The sequence below is a fragment of the Anatilimnocola aggregata genome, from assembly GCF_007747655.1.
In the GTDB taxonomy this organism is placed as follows: Bacteria; Planctomycetota; Planctomycetia; order Pirellulales; family Pirellulaceae; genus Anatilimnocola; species Anatilimnocola aggregata.
The window spans coordinates 994,651-1,015,345 of sequence record NZ_CP036274.1 but is presented as its reverse complement, the minus strand read 5'-3'; the positions used below and the strand labels follow the sequence as shown (position 1 = coordinate 1,015,345).

Genomic DNA, 20,695 nt, shown 5'->3' with positions numbered 1-20,695 from the left:
ACTCTCCGCCGAGAGTCGCGCTGTTTGGCTGGGGCTGCAGGGCAGATCGCGCGGCCCCAGCCAACAGCCGTCACCAGAACACCAGGCAAGACCAGAAAGTAGTCAGCAACATGGCTGGATATGTAGAGCTGTTTCGAGTAGGCAAGTCCTACCCGTCCCATAACGGGCCGGCAGTGATCGTGCGCGATATCTCCCTGAACATCGACCAGGGAGAATTCATCGCGCTCATCGGTCACTCGGGCTGTGGCAAGAGCACCGTGCTGAGCATGGTCGCCGGGCTGAGCGAATGCTCGACCGGAGCGATCGTGGTGGCCAATCGCGAAATCGACGGCCCCGGCCCCGATCGCGGCGTGGTCTTTCAATCCCCCTGCTTGCTGCCGTGGCTAACGGCCCTGGAGAACGTGCAGATCGGCGTTGACCGCGTCTATCCGCATGTCTCGCGAGCCCAGCGACGCGAGATCGCTGCTTATCATTTGCAACTCGTCGGGCTGGGCGATTCGCTCGAACGGAAAGCGGCGGAACTATCACAAGGGATGCAGCAACGCGTGGGCATTGCCCGGGCGTTCGCCATTTCGCCCAAGATGCTGCTACTCGACGAACCGTTTGGCATGCTCGATTCGCTCACACGGATGGAACTGCAAGAAGTGCTGGCCGATTTGCTGGCCCGCGATCGCAAAACGAGCCTGATGGTGACGCACGACGTCGACGAAGCCCTGCTGATGGCTGATCGTATTGTGATGATGACCAGCGGCCCTGCTGCCACCATTGGCGAGATCGTCACGGTGCCGTTTGCTCGGCCGCGCAATCGAACCGAAGTGCTGAATCATCCCGACTATTACCCTCTCCGTGAACGATTGATCGGCTTTCTCGAAAACCAAGGACATCATCCGCCGGCCACCGAAGTGGAGACGAAAGCTGAAGAAGCCACTCCGGCGAATGTCCTGCGGATCGATGCAGCCGATCAAGAAACTCAAGCTCCCCTCACGGAGAACGCCCGGCTAGTTCGCCGCGCTTAAGCATGCCTGCTCTATCGTCACTACCGATGCTCAACACGGCGCCAACTCATGCGCCGCAACTGTCGCTCATCGAGCAACTGCTGGCCGAGCAGCAATCGCTCCCCGCAGCGGCGCGGTTTGCGCAGTGGCACGACGATCAGCAATCGTGCTCGACCAGCACTGCGCACGTGGCCTATCGCAGTCTCATTCCCCTCACGGCACCTGCCCCCGGCGAACAATACGCTTTCGAAGTCGATCTCGATGCCTGCTCCGGTTGCAAGGCCTGCGTGACAGCCTGCCACAGTTTGAACGGCCTCGATGAACACGAAACGTGGCGGGATGTCGGTCTGCTCGTCAGCACCGACGAACGACCAGCGCTGCAATACATCACGTCGGCTTGCCATCATTGCGTCGAGCCCGCTTGCCTCGCCGGCTGCCCGGTGAAAGCGTACGACAAGGACCCGGTGACGGGCATCGTACGGCACCTCGACGATCAATGCATCGGCTGTCAGTACTGTGTGCTGATGTGTCCTTATGACGTGCCGAAGTACAGCCACTCGAAGGGAATCGTTCGCAAGTGCGATATGTGTCGTCAACGACTGGCCGTCGATGAAGCGCCTGCGTGCGTCGCCGCTTGCCCGAATCAGGCCATTCGCATTGCCACCGTGAAAATGGCAGATGCCACCGCCGCTGCGGCGAAGCAAGACTTTCTGGCGGCTGCACCGGACCCGCGTCAAACGATTCCAACAACGCGGTTCATCTCGACCAAGATGAACCTGGCGACCTGGCAAGCTGCCGATGCCGCCTTCGTCAAACCTGCCCACGCTCACTGGCCGCTCGTGGTGATGCTCGTTCTCACGCAGGTGTCTGTCGGCATTCTGCTCGCCGAACGAGTGCTGACCTTGGTGAGTGGTGCCTCCTATTCACTTCCTTTGTTACTGACCTCGCTGTTGATCGGCGGCCTTGGCGCCCAAGCAGCTGTGTTTCATTTGGGCCGCCCCTTGGGCGCGTGGCGCGCTTGGTTGGGACTGCGAACCAGTTGGCTCAGCCGCGAGATCTTGGTGTTTGGACTCTACAGCGGAGTGCTCAGCGCTGCGGTCGGGTTAGCAATCGCAGTGGACTGGAAGTTTGTTGCGGCCAGCGAACTACTCGCGCAAATCATATCGATTGTCGCTTGGTTGGCACTGGCAGCGGGAATCGCAGGAGTCTGCTCCTCGGCCATGATCTACGCTGTCACTCAGCGCCCCAGTTGGCGGTTGTGGCGCACCGGTGGCAAGTTTCTGCTCACAAGCTTGATCGGCACGAGTGTGGCGCTCGCCATCGTACGCAGGGAATTGTGGTTTGTCGCGTTTGCCGCACTGGGCGCGAAGCTGCTGTTCGAAGCGTTCAGTGCCTGGCATTCGATCGATCGTTATGGCCGAGTCTCAGGTTCCTATTCACCTCTACAAGGTAGCGCGACGCTCCTGCGTGGCCCGCTCGAACGTCTGCAATCGCTGCGCTTTCTGCTGGGCTCGTTAGCCGTGGTAACAATGTTCGCTGCTGCAGCCACTTCACACGGTTCTGCAGCCGCGATTCAAATCGGTGCTGTCGCTCCCGTGATTTTGCTGACGATTGCCGGCGAACTGCTCGAACGGACCTTGTTCTTCATGGCCGTTGTCCCTGCCAAGATGCCGGGAGGCGTGACCACATGATTCGCAAAGCAACTGAACTGCTGCGGCAATGGGATGGGCCCCTTACTCGCGACCTGGTACTTTCGCCGGGTGAGTTTGGCCTCGGCCAGGTGCCTGAGAAACTCGTCCCCGATCAAACGACTCGCACAGTCTGCGGATACTGCTCGACGGGCTGCGGTCTGCAAGTTCACCTGCGCGATGGTGTTGCGATCAACCTCAGCCCCGCCGCTGATTATCCCGTAAACCTTGGCATGGCTTGCCCCAAAGGTTGGGAAGCGCTGAGCGTGTTGCACTCGCCCGATCGCGCGAGCGAACCGCTCTGGCGAAATGAAGCAGGCGAATTGAAACCTGTCTCGTGGGACGACGCGCTAAAAACTTTCTGCAGCCGCTTTCAGAACATCATCCGCGAGCATGGTCTCGACTCGGTGGCCTTTCTTAGCACCGGCCAGATTCCGACAGAAGAGATGGTCCTCCTCGGCATGCTCACGCGGTTTGGCATGGGCTGGCGACACGGGGACAGCAACACGCGGCAATGCATGGCAACCGCCGCAGTCGCTTACAAACAGTCGCTTGGTTTTGATGCGCCGCCGTACTCGTATGCCGACTTCGAAGAATCGGACCTGCTGATTTTCGTCGGTGCCAATCCCTGCGTCGGCCACCCCATTTTGTGGGAAAGAGTCCTGCGGAATCAGCGCGAGGCCAAGATCGTCGTCATCGATCCGCGCCATACCGAGACCGCGCAAGCGGCCGATTTGCATCTGCCGCTGCAGCCCAAATCGGATCTCGATTTGCTCTATGGACTCGCGAACTTGCTGATTGAGCGAGGCGCTGTGAAGCAGGAATACATCGACGAGCATACCAATGGCTTCGCGGACTTTGCCGAGTTTGTTTCGGCCTGGCCACTGGCACGAATCGTGGCCGCGACCGGACTAAAAGCCGCTGAAGTCGAACAACTCGTTGAATGGATCGCCACCAGCGAACGCGTTTCGTTCTGGTGGACAATGGGAGTCAATCAGAGCTATCAGGGCGTGCGCACTGCCCAGAGCTTGATTAATCTCGCCTTGATGACCGGGAATTTCGGACGACCGGGGACCGGAGCCAACTCCATCACCGGTCAATGCAACGCGATGGGCTCGCGTCTGTTCAGCAATACTTCGGCCTTGCTCGGTGGACGCGACTTTACAAAGCCCGAGCATCGTCAGCAGGTTGCTCAAATTCTGGGCATCGACGAGACCCGCATTCCGCACTCAAGTGGTTACACCTACGACCAGATTCTCGAAGCGGTTCGTCGTGGTGAAATCCGCGGGCTGTGGATCATCGCCACCAACACCGTTCACTCCTGGATGCAGCGCGACGAAACGCGCGAGACGCTCGCCAAACTTGATTTTCTCGTTGTGCAGGACATGTATCACACGACCGAGACAGCTCAGGAGGCGGATCTCTTATTACCCGCTGCCGGCTGGGGCGAGAAGGAAGGAACCTTCATCAACTCCGAGCGGCGTTTTGGTTTGCTCAAGAAAGTAGCCCGCGCTCCGGGCGTGGCGCTGGCCGATTCGCATATTTTTCGCCTGATCTCACATTACTGGGGCTGCGAAGCATTGCTGGCACCGTACGACCATCCCGCCAAGGTCTTTCAACTAATGAAGCGGCTATCGCAAGGTATGCCCTGCGATATCACTGGCATTGAAGATTACGCAATGCTCGAACAAGCGGGGGGCATTCAATGGCCACTTCCAGCAGGGAGCGAGCCACCAGCAGTCGAGCGCCGCTTATTCGCCGATGGCAAGTTCTTTCATGCCGATGGCCGCGCGAAGTTCCTGTTCGATGCACCATTGCCGATGCCCGAGCCGGCCACCGATCATTATCCGCTCATTCTGCTCACGGGGCGCGGCACGGTCTCGCAGTGGCACACCCAAACGCGCACTGCGAAGTCGGCGGTCCTCAGAAAACTCTATCCCGCCGGCGCGTACCTCGAGATTCATCCGCGCGATGCCCGCGAGCGCGGCATTCAGCCCTTGGAAAAGGTCGAAGTGAGCAGTCGCCGGGGACGAGTCACCGTGAAAGCGATGATTACGCCGACCGTCGGTCGCGGGCAGGTGTTCATGCCTATGCACTATGGCGAAACCAACGTCCTCACGCTGCCGCACTTTGATCCCCATTCGCGGCAGCCTTCGTACAAAGATTGCGCGGTGCAAGTCCGTCGCTTGAACCAGGAGAACCAGCCATGAGTGACTCCAGCCAGGCGGGTTTCAGCCCGGAACAGCAGCAGTATTTGCAAGGTTTTTATGCCGGCTGCGAAGCGATCCGCAGTTCGAATGGCCTCCCCACGTTCGCTGCGACGCTGGGCATCTCCAGCGGCAGTGCGCCCGCCGATAACTGCCCCGCCGATGCCCGCAGTGCGCATTCGGCTGCTCAAGATCAGGCGCTGGCAGCAGGCAAGAAGCTTACGCCCGAAGAGCAGGCCAAGCGAACGAAAGATCCGTTTCAAATGTGGGACGAGATCGCTGCCAATGCATCGGCCGGTAAGTTCCCCAAGGGAACCGATATCTTCCTCTATAAGTATCACGGGCTCTTCTTTGTGGCCCCCGCGCAAGACTCGTTCATGTGCCGCCTGCGATTTGCCGGCGGCATGACGAACTCGCATCAATTGCGCGGTGTTGCCGATTTGGCCGAACAGTTCGGCGGCGGCTACGTCGATGCGACCACGCGCTCGAACTTGCAGATTCGCGAGATCAAGGCCGAGCACGCGCTGGAGATCATCAATGGGCTGATCGACCTGGGGATCGTCTCGCGCGGTTCGGGGGCCGATAACATCCGCAACATCACGGCCACGCCAACGGCTGGCATCGATCCTCTCGAACTGTACGACGTGCGGCCGCTGTGCCGCGAGATGCACCATTACATTTTGCAGCATCCCGAAATGTACGGGCTGCCGCGGAAGTTCAACATTGCGTTCGACGGGGGGGGCACCATCAGTGCCCTCGCCGACACCAACGATATCGGCTTTTTTGCCGTACGCGTGCCGGACGGACGGAGCCAACCGGCAGGCGTTTATTTTCGCTTGGAACTCGGCGGCATCACCGGGCACGGCGACTTTGCTCGCGATGCCGGTGTGCTCCTCAAGGCCGAGCAGTGCATTCCGGTCGCGGCAGCCATCCTCAAAGTCTTCCTGCGCGAGGGGGATCGTACCGATCGCAAAAAGGCCCGCCTGAAGTACGTCCTCGAACGATTTGGACATGCCGGCTTTCTCGCCGAAGTGGAAAGACTACTGTTGCAGCCGCTGGTGAAGATGCCTGTCAGCGATTGCGAGCCGCGCGTCGTACCCAATCCACTGGCTCACTTCGGCGCGCATCCGCAGCGACAAGCGGGGCTGAACTATGTCGGCGTCGTGTTTCCCGTCGGTCGCATTCAAGTCGATCAGCTGCGCGGGCTGGCAGCTATCGCCCAGCGCTATGGCAGCGGGACCATTCGCTTGACGGTTTGGCAGAATCTACTGATCTCCGATATTCCCACTGCCAATCTACCCGCGGTGGAAGAAGCCATTAGGCAATTGGGGCTCACCACTTCGGTCACCAACGTTCGCGCGGGACTCGTCGCCTGCACGGGCAACGCGGGCTGCCGCTTTGCGGCTTCAAATACCAAACTGCATGCCAAGCAAGTGGCCGAATACTTGGAACAGCGGCTCGAACTCGATCAGCCCGTCAATATTCATCTCACCGGCTGCCATCACTCGTGTGCCCAGCATTACATCGGCGACATCGGCTTGCTCGCGACCAAAGTGAGTCGCGGCGAGGAGATGGTCGAGGGATATCACGTGTTTGTCGGCGGCGGCTACGGCAACAACCGCGAAATTGGTCGGCAAATCGCCACGAGCATTCCCGCGGCAGAGATTCCCCCGCTGCTCGAACGACTTCTCCTCACGTTCCTCGGCAATCGGGCCGGCGACGAAGAGACCTTTCGTGAGTGGTCGCGCGCTCAAAGCATTGAATCGCTTCAAACCTTGACTCTCCAAGCGACTTCACTCGAACCTCAGCTTGTCGGAGCGAACGCATGATTACAAACGTCCCAGTCATTCCCGAATCAGCTCCGTTCAATCCGCAGCAGCGTGCCTGGCTGAATGGTTTTTTCGCCGCGATCTTGAGTGGTCAATCGCAATCGCCAATCGCGGGCGGATCGATGCCCGCGACCAGTCCACCGGCCATCGCCGCCGAAGAAGACTTTCCGTGGCACGATTCGACGCTACCCATCGCCGAGCGGTTGACCTTGGCGGAAGGCAAGCCGATCGAGCGTCAGCTCATGGCAGCCATGGCTCAGCTCGACTGCGGCGCTTGCGGCTATCTATGCCAGACGTATTCCGAAGCGATTGCCCGTGGCGAAGAAAAAGATCTCACCCGCTGCTCGCCCGGTGGCAACGACACCGCCAAAGCGCTCAAGCAGTTGCTGTCGATCAACAACAGCAAGCCCGCTCCCGCTACAAATGGGCATGCCAAGGGAACGAACGGTCATGCCGCGCCCGCTCCACAAAAGTACTCGCGCACGAGTCCTTTCGCCGCCAAGCTCATAAGCAACGAGCGGTTGACTCAAATCGATGCTCCCAAAGATACCCGGCACGTTGTCATCGACCTGCTCGATTCGGGCATTGCTTACCAGGCCGGCGATAGCCTCGGCATATTGCCTGTAAATTGCCCCGAATTGGTGAAAGAGGTGCTACAGCAACTCGGAGCCAGCGGCGACGAACCGGTAAAGAACATTTCGGGCGAAACCAGGCGAATCGCCGACGTCTTGGCGAATGAAGTAACACTCGCGCGATCGCGCCCCGATCTGTTGGAACTACTAGCCAAGCATGCTCAGGTTCCAGGTGAACGAGAAACGCTCGCCGCAGCCGTTGCCGAAGGTGGCAGCGAATTGCTCGGCTACGACCTTGCCGAACTGCTCGCCAAGTTTCCTTCGGCCCGCCCTTCGCTCGACGACTTCCTCGCGGCACTCACCCGCTTGCAACCACGACTCTATTCCATTTCGTCATCGCAACTGGCAAACCCCAAGCAGGTCACGTTGACGGTTGGTGTGGTGAAGTACGAAAGCCAAGGGCGCTGGAAACATGGCGTGGCTTCTCACTTTCTCGGCGTCCGCTCGCTCCCCGGCGATGACGTGCGCGTGTTCGTGCAGCCCTCACCGAAGTTCCGCTTGCCCAGCGATCCCACCACACCCGTCATCATGGTCGGGCCGGGAACCGGCATCGCGCCGTTCCGCGCATTTTTGCAAGAGCGCCAGGCGCTTGGCCTCAAGGGACCAGCCTGGCTCTTCTTTGGTAATCAGCATTTCGATTACGACTTCCTCTATCGCGACGAACTGTCGCTTTGGCTGGATCAAGGCGTCCTCTCCCGCCTTGATCTGGCTTTTTCGCGCGACCAGGCCGAGAAGCTGTACGTGCAACACAAGATGCTCGACAACGCGGCCGACCTGTGGCAGTGGCTGCAACAAGGAGCTCATTTCTTCGTCTGTGGCGATGCCAAAAAAATGGCCGCCGACGTCGATCAAGTCCTGCAAGCCATCGTGATGACTCAAGGGGGCAAGACCGCAGCCGAGGCCAAGCAGTACGTCGCTCAGATGGCCAAGGACAAGCGATATCACAAGGATGTTTATTAAGCAGGTTACCACTGTCGACAGCCCACACGAACCTATGTCGGTGGAACTCGATAAGGACCGTGGCTGTAGTACTTGGGCTGATCATCGAGTCGCACGTGGAGCCAAGATACGCCTGCTCCTGCCGTGCTTAGCCAGACTGGCTTCTGACCGATTCGAGTCTCCAATGCTAGGCCGACATCCTGCCAAAGCTGGCTACATTGCTCGGGTGAAGCAGTGCGGACGAAAGCGCCAAGATGAGCGTAGGCACGATCTGGCCCCAGGGGACACGGCACAATGAGAACTGCATTTCGGCCCAAGTTAGGAAAGGTAACGACAGCCTCGCTTTCCTGGGCGAGATTGAAGTACTCGGAAAATGCCTGCCGATCCGCTCGCGGAGCCAGTCCTGGGCTATCAACCACGACGAACTCGAAATCGCGCTCGATGTTACTGCTAATGAGCGGCGGTGTTTCCCAGCGAAAGGAATCGTATGGCACGTCCGCCAGCCACCGATTGAAGGTGCTGCGAAAATCTTCGTCCTGCTGCCACGCCTGCATCACTTGCAGGTAGGTTGCTGGAATCGCTCGGTACAGGACCGCATATTTCAAAACGTGGTTGCCACCCAACTTGCTGATTTGTACTACCCAATCGGTATTCATCCATTGGCCTCATTCGCCAGGCACCGTGACGACCGGTCAACCAACCATCTCATCGAGATGAAACCGCATAACCACCAGCACGACGACCGTCGCCAGCAGCACCAGAGGTATGTTCAGGGCAATCGCCCACCGTAGTTTGCGGCGCAGTGCAGGACGAATGGGATCGTCGGCTTGCCACACGCTCAGCAAGAGCCAGGTCGCATAAAACTGGACGGGCAAGAGCATGAAGCCCACGAGCGTCGCGCGGTAAGCTCGCTCGACATTTTGCTCGCGCTCGTTCAGGCGCGGTTCCTCTTCGTCGTCTGGGTCGCCCACCTTGGACTCAGCCAGTGGTTCGTCGTCGGCGGCTTGTGCCTGTCGTTCAGAAGCTGCCGACTGATCATCGTCGGCATCACCATCGCGACGTTTTTGTTCGAGGGCATCTAGCACACCTGCCGCGCGCTCCAGGTCTTCTTCGGCGACCTGCAATTTGATTCCGCCCATGGCATTCGAGAGATGCCAGTACATGGAGACCATCACTTCATCGGCCAGCACGCAACGAATGCCTGCTTCCTCCAGCTGGTTTTTGGCCAGATGGGCTTGCATGGCATTCATATAGGTTTCGAGAGTGACAAGCCGGCCAAGCATGACGCGCAGACTTTCGGAGCGGAACACCTTGAAGAGGTTGCCGCTCCGATTCTAGTGCGAGTCGCACAGGCTTGTAACGTACGGGGTATTAAGAATTCCCGCACAAAGAAATGAAGCCGAAATCCTTAAGGTTCGATTTGCGGCTGGGCGAGGAACTCATTCACTGTCTTTGGCTTCGACTCGGCCGCTCTGCCGCCGCCCCAGCCTGGCAACCACGAGCGACTGGTCCCTTCTTTGGTGCCCGGCTTTGATGCTCGTTGATTGGCCTGGCTGTTGAACAGTGTGTTGCTGCCGGTGACCCGCTCATCGCGCGGAGCGGGAGTGGCATCGTCGAACGGGTTAAGAAAATCAGCAGTCTGCCGAGCCAGCCGCTTCGGAGGTCCGGTCACCTTCTGCCAGGTCGTCGGGCCTTGCGGCTTCGCATACGAACTAGAAGAAGTCTTGCCACCGCTGCCCGGAATCAGCTTGAACGGATTGAGGACGGGTGGGACGAGCGGCTTGCTGGTATCGCTGACGCGGCCGGTCGCCGGGCCACTAGTTTTGCTTTGAAAGGGATTGAGATTCGGCATCTTCCAACCGCTGGTTGGGGCCTGACCATAAGCGGGCACTGCAATCAGCGCCAGTGCAAAACTGGCTAGCGAGAGTGCGAACCGGGATCGGCGAGCGGTTGACATTGCAAAAAACATGAGCGTGCCTCCAGGCAACAACTTGACTGCATAGTTACCGACATGAACTGACGTACAACCGCCACTGCTGGCGAGAGACGAGGGTCGGACCATCGCAGAAGTGCCCAACCGCGCCCAGAGCAGTTTGACCGTAATTCGTGACAAGCCGGCCAATGCCACCGGCACTCAAGCTCGCAAAAAGTCACTCACGCGGTACGTCTTCGACTTGGCATGGGCCGCTGCCTGACGAATGTGCCAGGCGTTTGGAGTGAAATGAGACTCGCTGAGTTGCCTGATGACCGGACAGGTCGCCGCAGGCTGAAGCAAGAATTGATCTTCAGCGGCATGAAACGGAAAGTGTTCTGTTTGTCCAGACAGGCGGGCGATAAACAGCTTCTGCGCACCACCGTTGCTCGTCGGCAGATAGATCGGTCCTTGCCACGCCTCCTCGGCAATTTCCGTCGGTTGACGTGTGGTGCCAATGTTCGCCGCAATAACTTCCACTCCGCTCTCGCTCAGTTGCAGTCTGGCCGGTGCGGTTGGATCGACGACAATCTGTCCGGGATAATAAGGTGTGTTGAAGAGGTTTCGCTCGATCCAAGCAAAGGCTCGGAGCGAGTTCCAGGCATGGAGCAAAAACATTGCACCGTCGCCACTGTTCGCGTGACTTGCGCGCACCACCTGAATGCCAATGATGCACTCACGAAAGGTGAGGCCCATAAACCTCGCTTCGGTCGCACTGATGAACAACTGAGCGCGACCCTCACGTGGCAACGGCTGTAACGACTCCGCAGCGAGGCGATCTTGCCAGAAGGCCAGGTCGCCACTGCCGTGTAAGGTGACTTCTTTCACCGGCTCAACCTTCGCCACAAACTTGATTGCGGGTGAAGTGATGGCTCGCGCGGGCGTCTTCGACTTTAGCTGCATTGCAATCCTCGGATTCTCGCATCCTTCGCCTCTCGCCTCCCACTCTCCGCGAGGTTACGTTAACCGTAGACGAAAGTCGTACCTAACGAAAGATTCCTCTCAACTTCCGGAGTTTGCCTCATGCGTTGTTTACTTCGTCCGTTCGTTTTGGCAGCCTGCAGTGCGCTGCTGCTCGCCTCTCAACTCCTGGCAGCTGATGGCCCTTCGCCCGCAGCTCCCGCTGAACCGGCCGAGATGAAGCAGTTGTTCAACGGCAAAGATCTGACAGGCTGGGAAGGAGACATGCGTCTTTGGTCGTTCAAAGATGGCGTCGTCCGCGGGCAGACGACCTCCGAGAATCAGACCAAGGGAAATACCTTCCTCGTGTGGAAGGACGGTGAACTGGGGGATTTTGAATTGCGGCTGTCGTTCCGAATTGCCGGCGGCAACTCGGGCGTGCAATACCGGGCGAAAGTGCTGCCTCCGAAGCAAGGCGAAGTAAATCAGTGGGTTGTCTCGGGCTATCAGGCTGAAGTCGAAGACACCCCGGGGAAGGTCGGCTTCCTCTATCACGAAAAGGGGCGCGGCTATTTGTGTAACGTTGGAGACAAAGTTGAGGTCGGTGAAGATGGCAAGCCCAAAGTCGTCGGCAAACTTGGCGAGAAAGATGCCATCGGCAAGACCTATAAGAAGTCGGATTGGAACGACTACGTAATCATCGCCAAGGGGAACCACATCCAGCACTTCCTGAATGGCGTGCAAACCGTCGACATCGTCGACAACGATCCCAAGAACTCGGCCGCCCGCGGCATCCTCGCATTGCAGATTCATGCCGGTCCGCCGATGACGGTCGAGTTCAAGAACGTCCGGCTCAAGCAAAACTAAGCACCGCGCATGAGCAAGGTCGGGAAGTTTTTCGGGCAGCTTCGTGTTGTCTTTAGCAGGCAATCGCTGCCCTGAGAATTGCCCCGACCCAGGCTTATCGCCCCACGGAAAATGGCGACAGGTTGATGCTGCAAGCTTCTTTGCACATCAACTGTGCCATGACGATAGCGGTCCCTGGTGAAAGATACAGACCACTGCGATAGTGCCCCGCCGCGACGAAGGCATTGGCGACACCTGGAATTGCACCCAGGTAGGGAAACCCATCGAACGATGCGGGCCGGAGCCCAGCCCAAGTTTGTTCGACTTCGGCATTTGCCAGCGATGGTAGCCAGGTGCGCGCGAGTGAAATCAATTCGGCAATGGCCTCGGGCGTCGTTCGTTTGTCGAAGCCCGCTTCTTCTTCGGTCGAACCGACTAGCAAACGGCCGTCGTTGCGCGGCACTAGATAGCGAGGCCCTTCGTTGACAATGGTCCGCAGCGGTGAATGTGCGCAGCGAAACAAAACCATCTGACCGCGGATCGGCACTACGCCGATCTTCAGCCCCAATTTTTGCAATAGTTGCCCCGTCCAGGCTCCTGAAGTCACGCAGACTTGTTCGGCAGAGATCGATCCTTGCGAAGTAACTATCGCTTGCAAGCGACTATTCTCAATCACGAAATCCTGCACTTCGCAATCGGCAACGATCTCTACGCCCTGTTGCTCGCAAACCTTGAGCAGCGCCTGCAGATAGTGAGGATTGCGTAACTGACATTCAGCGGGGAGCAACCAGGCGGTGCGAATGGGCAGAGCTGGCGGATTCGACTTCGCCAGTTCAGGCTCCAACCGAGCCAACTCGTCGAGCGACAATTGCGTCACGGTCACTTCTTCTTCGCGCTGGGTGGCGGCCCAGGCAGACAAGGCTGCTGCTTCTCCCGCAGCCCGCGCCACATAGAGCCCGCCACACTGGCGGTAACCGGTATCAATGCCTGTTTGCTGCCGGAGCGTAATGGCCCACTCCGCATGCAATTCGTAACTCCAGCCGCGCAATTGATCGAGCGGATGTGCCAGCGCAGTTCGACTCGCTGGGGGGAGAATGCCCGCTCCGGCCCAACTGGCTTCTCGCGCGGGGGCCTGACGGTCGATGATTCGCACCTTACGACCGCGCAGCGCCAATTGCCAGGCTAACGACAAGCCAATCACCCCGCCGCCGACAATCAGGCAATCTGTTTTCATCTCACCTCCATCATACGGTTCTTCCCAGTTCTTGGGGCGGGGAAGTATCGGCCGAAATCGCACCCTGCAACTTGCAAAAGCCCCTCATTGTCGGCTGGTGAAGACTCGATTCACCCTGCGTTGACACTCCCCTTGCCCAAAACCTTACAATGCGGCGATGGCCACGCTTTTTGTCATGCAAGGTCGCGACCGCGGCAAACGATACGAGCTGCGTCCCGGCTACCCACAAACACTCGGACGCGATGAATCGAACCGCATTCAACTCGCGGATAACGAAGTCTCGCGCCGACATGCCGAGGTCCGCGACTCCCTCACATCCGAAGGTGAGCCGGGGGGCTACTGCGTCGTCGACCTGCAGAGTTCCAACGGCACCTATGTGAACGACCAGCGGATCGGCGAGCATTACTTGCGCACCGGCGACAGGCTGTTGATCGGTCGCACGCTGCTGCTGTTTACCGAAACTGCCTCGGCCGCCTTCGAGCATTTGTCGAATCCTGTCGATATCATCGGCACCAAGCGAATGGCTGCGGAGTCGCGGATCGTCAAATCGATGAGCCGCGAGCAAGGTAGCATGCTCCTCGCGCCTCCCAGTTCGTCCGATAGCCCTTGGCTCGCGCGGGCTCGCAGTAATCTGCAAATCATGTATCGCACGGCTCTAGCCGTCAGTCACACACTCGATATCGATCAACTCCTGCAGCGCATTTTGGAACTAATCTTCGAATGGGTCGAAGCTGATCGCGGCTGCATCATGATCGTCGATCAAGAGACCGGCGAATTGACACCGACCTCGAGCCGGAATCGGCAGGGAGAAAAGAGCGACGAGCGTCTGACCGTCAGCCGCACGATTCTCGATTACGTGGTGCAAAATAAAGAGGGAGTGCTAACCAGCGACGCTCGCGAGGACGAACGCTGGGATCATGCGGCGAGCATTGTGCAGGCCGGCGTGCGCGAGGCCATCTGCGTGCCACTGCAAGGGCGATACGGCACCGTCGGTGTCATTTACATCGATACCTACACGCCACCCGCCAAACTGCTCACGCAGAAGTCTCCCAATCGCTTCACCGAAGAGCACTTGAAATTGATGGTCGCCATTGGTCACCAGGCGGCACTCGCGGTGGAAGACACTTCGTACTACTCGGCAATGGTGCAGGCCGAACGCCTGGCAGCGGTGGGGCAGACGATTGCCACGCTGTCGCATCACATCAAAAACATTCTGCAAGGCATTCGCGGCGGCAGCTACTTGATTGAAGAAGGGCTGAAAGTCGGCGAGAACGATGTCGTCCGCCGCGGTTGGCGCATTGTCGAAAAAAATCAGGAACGGATTTCGAATCTGGTGATGGACATGCTCACGTTCAGCAAGGAACGCGAGCCCGATCTGCAGCGGGCCGACATGAACGAAACCATAGCCGACGTGGTGGAACTGATGCAGACGCGGGCTCAAGAAGCTGGCGTGCTGTTGCAGTTCAGCCCGAGCGCCGATGTTCCCATGCTGCTGTTCGATGCCGACCTGATGCACCGCGCAATCTTGAATATCGTCACCAACGCGATCGACGCTTGTGAAAAGCGGGAGGCCGCGCGCGTGACTTTGCGGATCGATTACAACCAGACGGAAAAAACGACCGACATCGTCGTCGAAGACAACGGCGAAGGAATTGCTCCCGAAGACATTCAAAAAATCTTCTCGGTGTTCGAGTCTCGCAAAGGGGCCCGCGGTACGGGACTCGGCCTGCCGGTCAGTCAGAAGATTCTGCGCGAACATGGCGGCGAAATTATTGTCAGTAGCATTCCGGGCACTGGCAGCAAATTCGTCCTTACCTTGCCGGCGAAGCTCGCCAGTCAGCCCGTTACCAGCGAGACGCTGCGCGGATAAGTATCGTTGTCCCTCTCGCCCTTACCTATCGACGACTGTTTGGCTGACCTCCTGGCGGCGCTGCGCGCCAGCCGCTGCGCGGTGCTGCAAGCGCCGCCGGGTGCCGGTAAGACAACGCGCGTTCCGCCGGCAATTTTGCAAAGTGGCATCGCGGGCGACGGGAAGATTCTCGTCTTACAGCCGCGGCGCGTCGCCGCGCGGGCCACAGCGGCCCGCATCGCTGCCGAGCAAGGCTGGCGGCTGGGCGAAGAAGTTGGCTTTCAGGTTCGCTTCGAATCTCGCACCAGCCCGCGCACGCGAATTGAACTCATCACCGAAGGCATCCTGCTGCAACGACTGCGGCAAGATCCTTTCCTAGAAGGCGTAAGCGTCGTTCTGTTCGATGAATTTCATGAACGGTCGCTGACGAGTGATCTCTCCCTGGCAATGACGCGCCAAGTGCAACAATCGGTGCGAGAAGATCTGCGCATCCTGGTGATGTCAGCCACGCTCTCAGCGGAACCGATCGCCGCCTATCTCGACAGCTGCCCGATTATTCGCAGCGAAGGCAGACTATTTCCGATCGACATTCGCTATTCGCCGACGTTAGATCGCCAACCATTGCCCGAGGCAGTGACCGCTGCTGTTACTCGCCTGCCCGACGAACTGACCGGTGATTGTCTGGTCTTCTTGCCAGGACTTGGTGAGATTCGTCAGGTCTCGAAACGTTTGCAGCATTGGGCCGACGAACGACAAATCCGCTTACTCGAACTTTATGGCGACTTGCCCGGCGCACAGCAAGATGAGGTGCTGCAGCCTTCAGCCGTGCGAAAGGTGATTCTATCGACGAACGTCGCCGAAACTTCGCTTACCATTCCCGGCGTCACTGCGGTTATCGACAGTGGCCTGGCCCGCATTGCCCGTTATGACGAAGCCACGGGGCTCGACAAACTCGAGTTGAGTCCGATCTCGCGCGCGTCGGCCAATCAACGGGCTGGTCGCGCCGGGCGAACCGCGCCCGGCATTTGCATTCGCCTCTGGCCGGAAGCCATGCAGCGGCTGCGTCCCGAGTTCGACGAGCCTGAACTCAAACGGGTCGATTTGGCGGGGGCGGTTCTCACCATTCTCAATTGGGCTGAGCCCGACTTGCATCAGTTCCCATGGTTCGAAGCGCCTTCCGCAATTACCCTGCAGCGGGCCATCCATCTACTAGAGCGGTTGGCTGCTGTGGAGGATGGTCAGATTACGACACTTGGTCGTTCACTGGCGGCACTTCCTGTTCATCCGCGGCTGGGGCGATTGCTGATCGAAGGAAAGCAGCGGGGCATCGCTCACGAAGTGGCGACCGCTGCAGCGCTGCTCAGCGAACGAGATTTGTTCCTGCGCGCCAACTTACGTCCGGGAGATCGCCGCACTCCGTCGCATCGCAGCGCCAATGATTTATCCGACCGCATCGCTGCGCTCGATGCGTTCGACCAGCACGGCCAGGTCGATTCGCCTGCGGGCACGATCAATCGCTCGGCTGCCAATCAAGTATTCCACGCTCGAGATCAATTGCTTCGACTGGTGCGAAGTGAAGCAAAACGAACTTCATCAGCTGTCGATCCCGACGAAGCGCTCGGCCGCGCGCTACTTGCCGCCTTTCCCGATCGCCTAGCACGCTTGCGCGAGCCCGGTAGCCGTCGCGCACTGATGGTCGGTGGTCGCGGCGTGAAGCTGGCCGATCAATCGGCCGTCAGTGGTGAAGAGCTGTTTCTGGCCATTGATGTGGAAGCGAGTACCGGCGAAGCCAACGTGCGGATGGCGGCTGGTGTCGAGCGCGACTGGCTCTCACGCGATCTGCTCACCGAAGAAACGACCGTTTCGTACGACGAAGCGCAACAGCGGGTCATCAGTCAGAAAGTAGTGCGTTGGGACGATCTGGTTCTCGATGCGCGCCAAGCCGCTTACCCTGCTGCCGAGCAAGTGGCTAACGTACTTGCCGCTGCAGCCAACGAACGCTGGGAACAGGCGTATCCGGCTGACAACGAAAACCTCACCAGCTTCGTCACGCGCGTGCGTTGCCTGAATCAATGGATGCCCGATCTCGACCTGCCCACGCTCAGCGAGGAACGACTGCGCAGTTTGTTGCCAGAACTTTGCTTGGGTTGCAAGTCGCTGGCAGATCTCCGCCGTGGCCCCTGGCTGCAAAGCGCGAAAGCTCTCTTCACGTACCAACAGTTGCAACAAGTCGAGCGCGAAGCGCCGGAACGAATCGGGGTTCCGAGTGGCAGCCAGATCACCATTCAGTATGAAGTAAATCAGCCGCCGATTTTGGCTGTTCGGATTCAGGAGATTTTCGGGCTGATGGATACGCCTCGGCTTGCTGGCAATCGCGTGCCAGTATTGATGCATCTGCTGGCACCGAACATGCGAGTGGCCCAGGTCACAGCCGACCTGAAGAGTTTTTGGGCCAACACCTACTCGCTGGTGCGCAAAGATTTGCGCAATCGCTATCCCAAGCATTCGTGGCCCGAGAACCCATATGAAGCGCTACCGCAGAAGCGTCCGCAGCGCCGCCCACCCGGTTGAATGAACCTCTCCATACTCCTTGGAAATGCCGAGAGTTTCACGGAAAAACTGGCCGAAATCGTCGCCGCAGGCCTGCCTACCTGGGTGGTGGTGCGTAAAATGCGAACGTTGCCTTCGCCGGCCCAAGTCTCTGCAACTGAGATCACGCGCCGGCGATGTGCACTTCGTTCGCTTGCAGAGAGAGGTTTGCTATGTCGCCGCTTGTAGGTGTGTTGCGCGTCGGTTTGCCCGGCCTGCTGTTCCTGGCCACGGTCTTTAGTGTCGCCGAACTCCACGCACGCATTGAGGGGGAAGCAGCAATTGGACGTCCGTTCGGCGTCGGCAGAATCACCTTCAGCGGCGGCGATGTCGGCAGCATCGACGACCGGCTTTGCCGACTCGAAGAGAAGAACGGACGAATCTTCTACCCAGCTGCCATGCCGGGCATGCTGGGTCGGTTGTTGACTCAGATTCTCGGCAACCCCACCCAAGGTGCCGCCGAATCGGTCACGATTCATTTTCTGTTTCGTGGCGATGAACCGCTGGAACTGTCGCTCTACAGCCCAGCCAAGAGCGAAGTCACCCTCACGCCGCGCAACGAGAATCGCCGCGTCTACGACCGACTGCGCGATGGCTGGTGGCGCGACTATCAAGCACTCGCCAAACAGCAGATCACCCGCGGCGATCATCCGCCGCTGATTCAAAACTATCTGCAGGCCATGCTCTCGCAGCGTTTAGGTCTTACCTGGCGCGATGAGATGCTGGAAGAACGGCGCGAGAATCGCAATCCCAATGCTTCGTCAACCAACGAATCACTGGAGTTGCTACTCGGCCTCGAAGACTTGCGACTTCGCACCCTGCGCGATTCAATGCTCGGCCGCAGCGACTACACCGCGCGGGCCACCGAGCCCTTGCCAGCTGGCATGGCCTGGCCCCCGGCCGCGCTGCCGACCATTGAGGGCGAAGTTCCCGTCGAGGCAATTGCCGCGCACGTGCCTCCGGAATACTTCTACATTCGCTTCGGCACATTTCGGAACTATCTCTGGCTCAGCGATTTGCTGAAGGACTACGGTGGCGATCTCGGCAGCATGGTGACGATGCGCAGCTATGCCGCGCCACTCAACAAGCGGATTCAAGATCAGTTGGGGCTGGAGCAGAATGCACTGGCCAAAGTGCTGGGGCCAACGGTGATTAACGACGTCGCCTTGATCGGTCAGGACTTATACCTGGTCGATGGTGCAGCCATGGGCATTTTGTTCGAGGCCAAGCAGCCCGAAGTCTTGGACGACGACATTCAAAAGCAACGTCGCCGCGCGATTGAGCGCGACAAGGAACGCGGCTCGAAGCTTGAAACGATCAAGATTTCCGGCCGCGACGTTTCATTTGCATCCACGCCCGACAATCATCTCCGCAGCTACTACGTTTTCGATGGCAAGTATCACCTGGTCACCACTTCGCGGACGATGGTCGAGCGGTTTCTCGCCGTCAGCGGCGGTGCTGGCTCGCTCGCGCAATCGCCCGAGTTCATCCACGCCCGCACCATTCTGCCGCTGCTGCGCGACGATACCATCTTTGTTTATTTCTCGAAGTCATTCTTCGAAGGGCTCCTCACGCCGCAGTATCAGATCGAACTGCGCCGCCGGATGCAGGCCACGACCGATCTAGACCTGCTCCGCTTCGCGCGCTTGGCTGCGCGGGGCGAAGGGCTGGAAGTCGAACAGGTAGAGACACTCGTCCAAGCTGGCTTCTTGCCGCCGTCGTTTGGTCGTCATCCGGATGGAAGTGGGCCAGTGATTGCCGGCGAAGAGTTTCTCGATACGCACCGTGGTGCCCGCGGGCATTTTCTGCCGATTGCCGACATGCCTATCGATTTGGTGACAGCTGCCGAAGCAGCCCGCTATCGTAACCAGGCGACTGCCTATCTGAACGAATGGAAAGTGATGGATCCCTTGATGGTCGGCATCAAGCGGTTTGCCCTGCCCAAGACCGACCCAACGCAACCGACGATTGAGCGGGTTACGATCGACGGCAACATTACTCCGCTGAACGAAGCGAAATACGGCCAGCTAATGTCGATGCTCGGCCCGCCAACGACGCAAATGATTACGCGCAGTGCCGACGACATTGTTTCCGCCCAAGCTATGGTCAAAGGGATGAACCTGCTCGGCAACATTCCGCCGCATCACTTGTTTTTGGGCATGCAGGATCTGACTCCGGTCTTAGAGAATCGTCGCACCGGACTCTTCGGCACGCTGCAAATGCTTCGTTCAACTCCGGGTTATCTCGGATCGTGGCCAAAAGCCGGCTATCTCGATGCGTTGCCGCTCGGCCAGCTGCTCAGCTCGCGTCCCGATGCCAACGGCTTCTCGCAATTGCCGCTGGGCCTGTGGCGGCGCGAAGGTGGCGGCTTCTCGGTTCTTTCGTTCGATGCCAACGTGCTTGCTAAAGTCACGCCCGAATTGCGAGTCGTCGAAGCGGAGGTTCCCGCGCAGATTCGGCTGCATATCGGCGACCTCAGCACGGCCAAAGTCGCGCCGCTGATCAATCAGATGTATTACGATCGGGCCCTGTCGGCTTCGTCGGGCAATGTACGTCTGCTGCATATGCTCAACCAGCAATTGCACGTGCCCATCGAAGATTGTGAAACGGTCGCCGAGGACTTGCTGAACGCGCAGCTTAAGTGCCCACTGGGCGGCGAGTACAAACTGCTGGAAGAAGTCGGGGCCGGACTCTATTGGCGTTCGACGGTTTGGCCCGCTCGGTATGACCTGGCTCCTGCGGACTATCGCGCGCCGCTGCTCGACTGGTTCCGCGGACTCGATGGTCACCTGACAAAAGAACAAGGTCGGCTCATCGCGCACATCGAGGTCGACTTAGCACGCAAGCCCGAAGAGCCTACCGCTACTCCCGAGTTCAAGCTGCCGATCTTCGATCTCTTCGGCGGGCAGAAGGCCTTCAAGACCAAGCCAAAAGATCCCAACGCTGCGGAGTTGCCTCCCCCATTGCCACCGGTGAAGGATGTTCCTGTGCCGCCTAAGGGGAAGGAGTTTTAAC

Annotated in this window: 14 protein-coding genes; 9 read left to right on the top strand and 5 right to left on the bottom strand. The window is 58.9% G+C overall.

Going from position 1 to position 20,695, the window contains the following annotated elements:
* Positions 1 to 110: 110 nt before the first annotated feature.
* From ETAA8_RS03945 to ETAA8_RS03925, 5 genes are read left to right on the top strand one after another with little or no spacing between them, the layout of a single operon-like run.
* Positions 111 to 1,016 carry an ABC transporter ATP-binding protein gene (locus ETAA8_RS03945; RefSeq protein WP_145085203.1) on the top strand — a complete coding sequence of 302 codons (906 nt, stop codon included), beginning with the start codon at positions 111 to 113 and terminating at the stop codon, positions 1,014 to 1,016.
* 2 nt (positions 1,017 to 1,018) lie between these two features.
* Entirely contained in the window at positions 1,019 to 2,686 is a 1,668-nt protein-coding gene (locus ETAA8_RS03940; protein ID WP_145085200.1) for a DmsC/YnfH family molybdoenzyme membrane anchor subunit, read from the top strand.
* Positions 2,683 to 4,893, top strand: a complete 2,211-nt coding sequence (locus ETAA8_RS03935; protein WP_145085195.1) for a molybdopterin oxidoreductase family protein — start codon at positions 2,683 to 2,685, stop codon at positions 4,891 to 4,893. Before ETAA8_RS03940 ends, ETAA8_RS03935 begins: the two co-directional genes overlap by 4 nt.
* Positions 4,890 to 6,719: a NirA family protein gene (locus ETAA8_RS03930; protein ID WP_145085192.1), complete on the top strand. Its 1,830-nt coding sequence runs from the start codon at positions 4,890 to 4,892 to the stop codon at positions 6,717 to 6,719. The genes ETAA8_RS03935 and ETAA8_RS03930 overlap by 4 nt, the downstream gene beginning before the upstream one ends.
* The gene (locus tag ETAA8_RS03925) at positions 6,716 to 8,311 is read left to right on the top strand and encodes a sulfite reductase subunit alpha (RefSeq protein ID WP_145085190.1); all 1,596 of its coding nucleotides are present in this window, start codon (positions 6,716 to 6,718) and stop codon (positions 8,309 to 8,311) included. The genes ETAA8_RS03930 and ETAA8_RS03925 overlap by 4 nt, the downstream gene beginning before the upstream one ends.
* A gap of 32 nt (positions 8,312 to 8,343) precedes the next feature.
* On the opposite strand, the gene ETAA8_RS03920 is transcribed toward ETAA8_RS03925, so the two are convergent.
* From ETAA8_RS03920 to ETAA8_RS03905, 4 genes are all read right to left on the bottom strand, one after another.
* Complete coding sequence (locus tag ETAA8_RS03920) at positions 8,344 to 8,946, bottom strand: DUF6940 family protein (protein WP_145085188.1); 603 nt, start codon at positions 8,944 to 8,946, stop codon at positions 8,344 to 8,346.
* A gap of 36 nt (positions 8,947 to 8,982) precedes the next feature.
* Positions 8,983 to 9,540, bottom strand: coding sequence for a putative signal transducing protein (locus ETAA8_RS03915; protein WP_202921541.1), 558 nt, complete (start codon positions 9,538 to 9,540; stop codon positions 8,983 to 8,985).
* Between the two features lie 158 nt (positions 9,541 to 9,698).
* Positions 9,699 to 10,259, bottom strand: coding sequence for a hypothetical protein (locus tag ETAA8_RS03910; protein ID WP_145085184.1), 561 nt, complete (start codon positions 10,257 to 10,259; stop codon positions 9,699 to 9,701).
* Positions 10,260 to 10,424: 165 nt separating this feature from the next.
* Positions 10,425 to 11,165, bottom strand: a complete 741-nt coding sequence (locus ETAA8_RS03905) for a hypothetical protein (RefSeq protein WP_145085182.1) — start codon at positions 11,163 to 11,165, stop codon at positions 10,425 to 10,427.
* 120 nt (positions 11,166 to 11,285) lie between these two features.
* Between ETAA8_RS03905 and ETAA8_RS03900 the strand changes: the two genes are divergently transcribed.
* Complete coding sequence (locus ETAA8_RS03900) at positions 11,286 to 12,029, top strand: 3-keto-disaccharide hydrolase (protein ID WP_145085180.1); 744 nt, start codon at positions 11,286 to 11,288, stop codon at positions 12,027 to 12,029.
* A gap of 94 nt (positions 12,030 to 12,123) precedes the next feature.
* Here the strand turns inward: ETAA8_RS03900 and thiO are convergent, their stop codons facing one another.
* Positions 12,124 to 13,242 (bottom strand): glycine oxidase ThiO, encoded by a 1,119-nt coding sequence (gene thiO, locus ETAA8_RS03895; protein ID WP_145085178.1) that lies wholly within the window; start codon positions 13,240 to 13,242, stop codon positions 12,124 to 12,126.
* 157 nt (positions 13,243 to 13,399) lie between these two features.
* On the opposite strand from thiO, the gene ETAA8_RS03890 reads away from it, so the two are divergent.
* The 3 genes from ETAA8_RS03890 to ETAA8_RS03880 all read left to right on the top strand — a co-directional run bounded on the left by ETAA8_RS03890 (position 13,400) and on the right by ETAA8_RS03880 (position 20,694).
* A complete protein-coding gene (locus tag ETAA8_RS03890; protein WP_145085176.1) occupies positions 13,400 to 15,112 on the top strand; it encodes an ATP-binding protein in 1,713 nt (570 codons plus the stop codon).
* 6 nt (positions 15,113 to 15,118) lie between these two features.
* Positions 15,119 to 17,662, top strand: a complete 2,544-nt coding sequence (gene hrpB, locus ETAA8_RS03885) for an ATP-dependent helicase HrpB (protein WP_145085174.1) — start codon at positions 15,119 to 15,121, stop codon at positions 17,660 to 17,662.
* 191 nt (positions 17,663 to 17,853) lie between these two features.
* The gene (locus tag ETAA8_RS03880) at positions 17,854 to 20,694 is read left to right on the top strand and encodes a hypothetical protein (protein ID WP_145085172.1); all 2,841 of its coding nucleotides are present in this window, start codon (positions 17,854 to 17,856) and stop codon (positions 20,692 to 20,694) included.
* Position 20,695 lies beyond the last annotated feature (1 nt).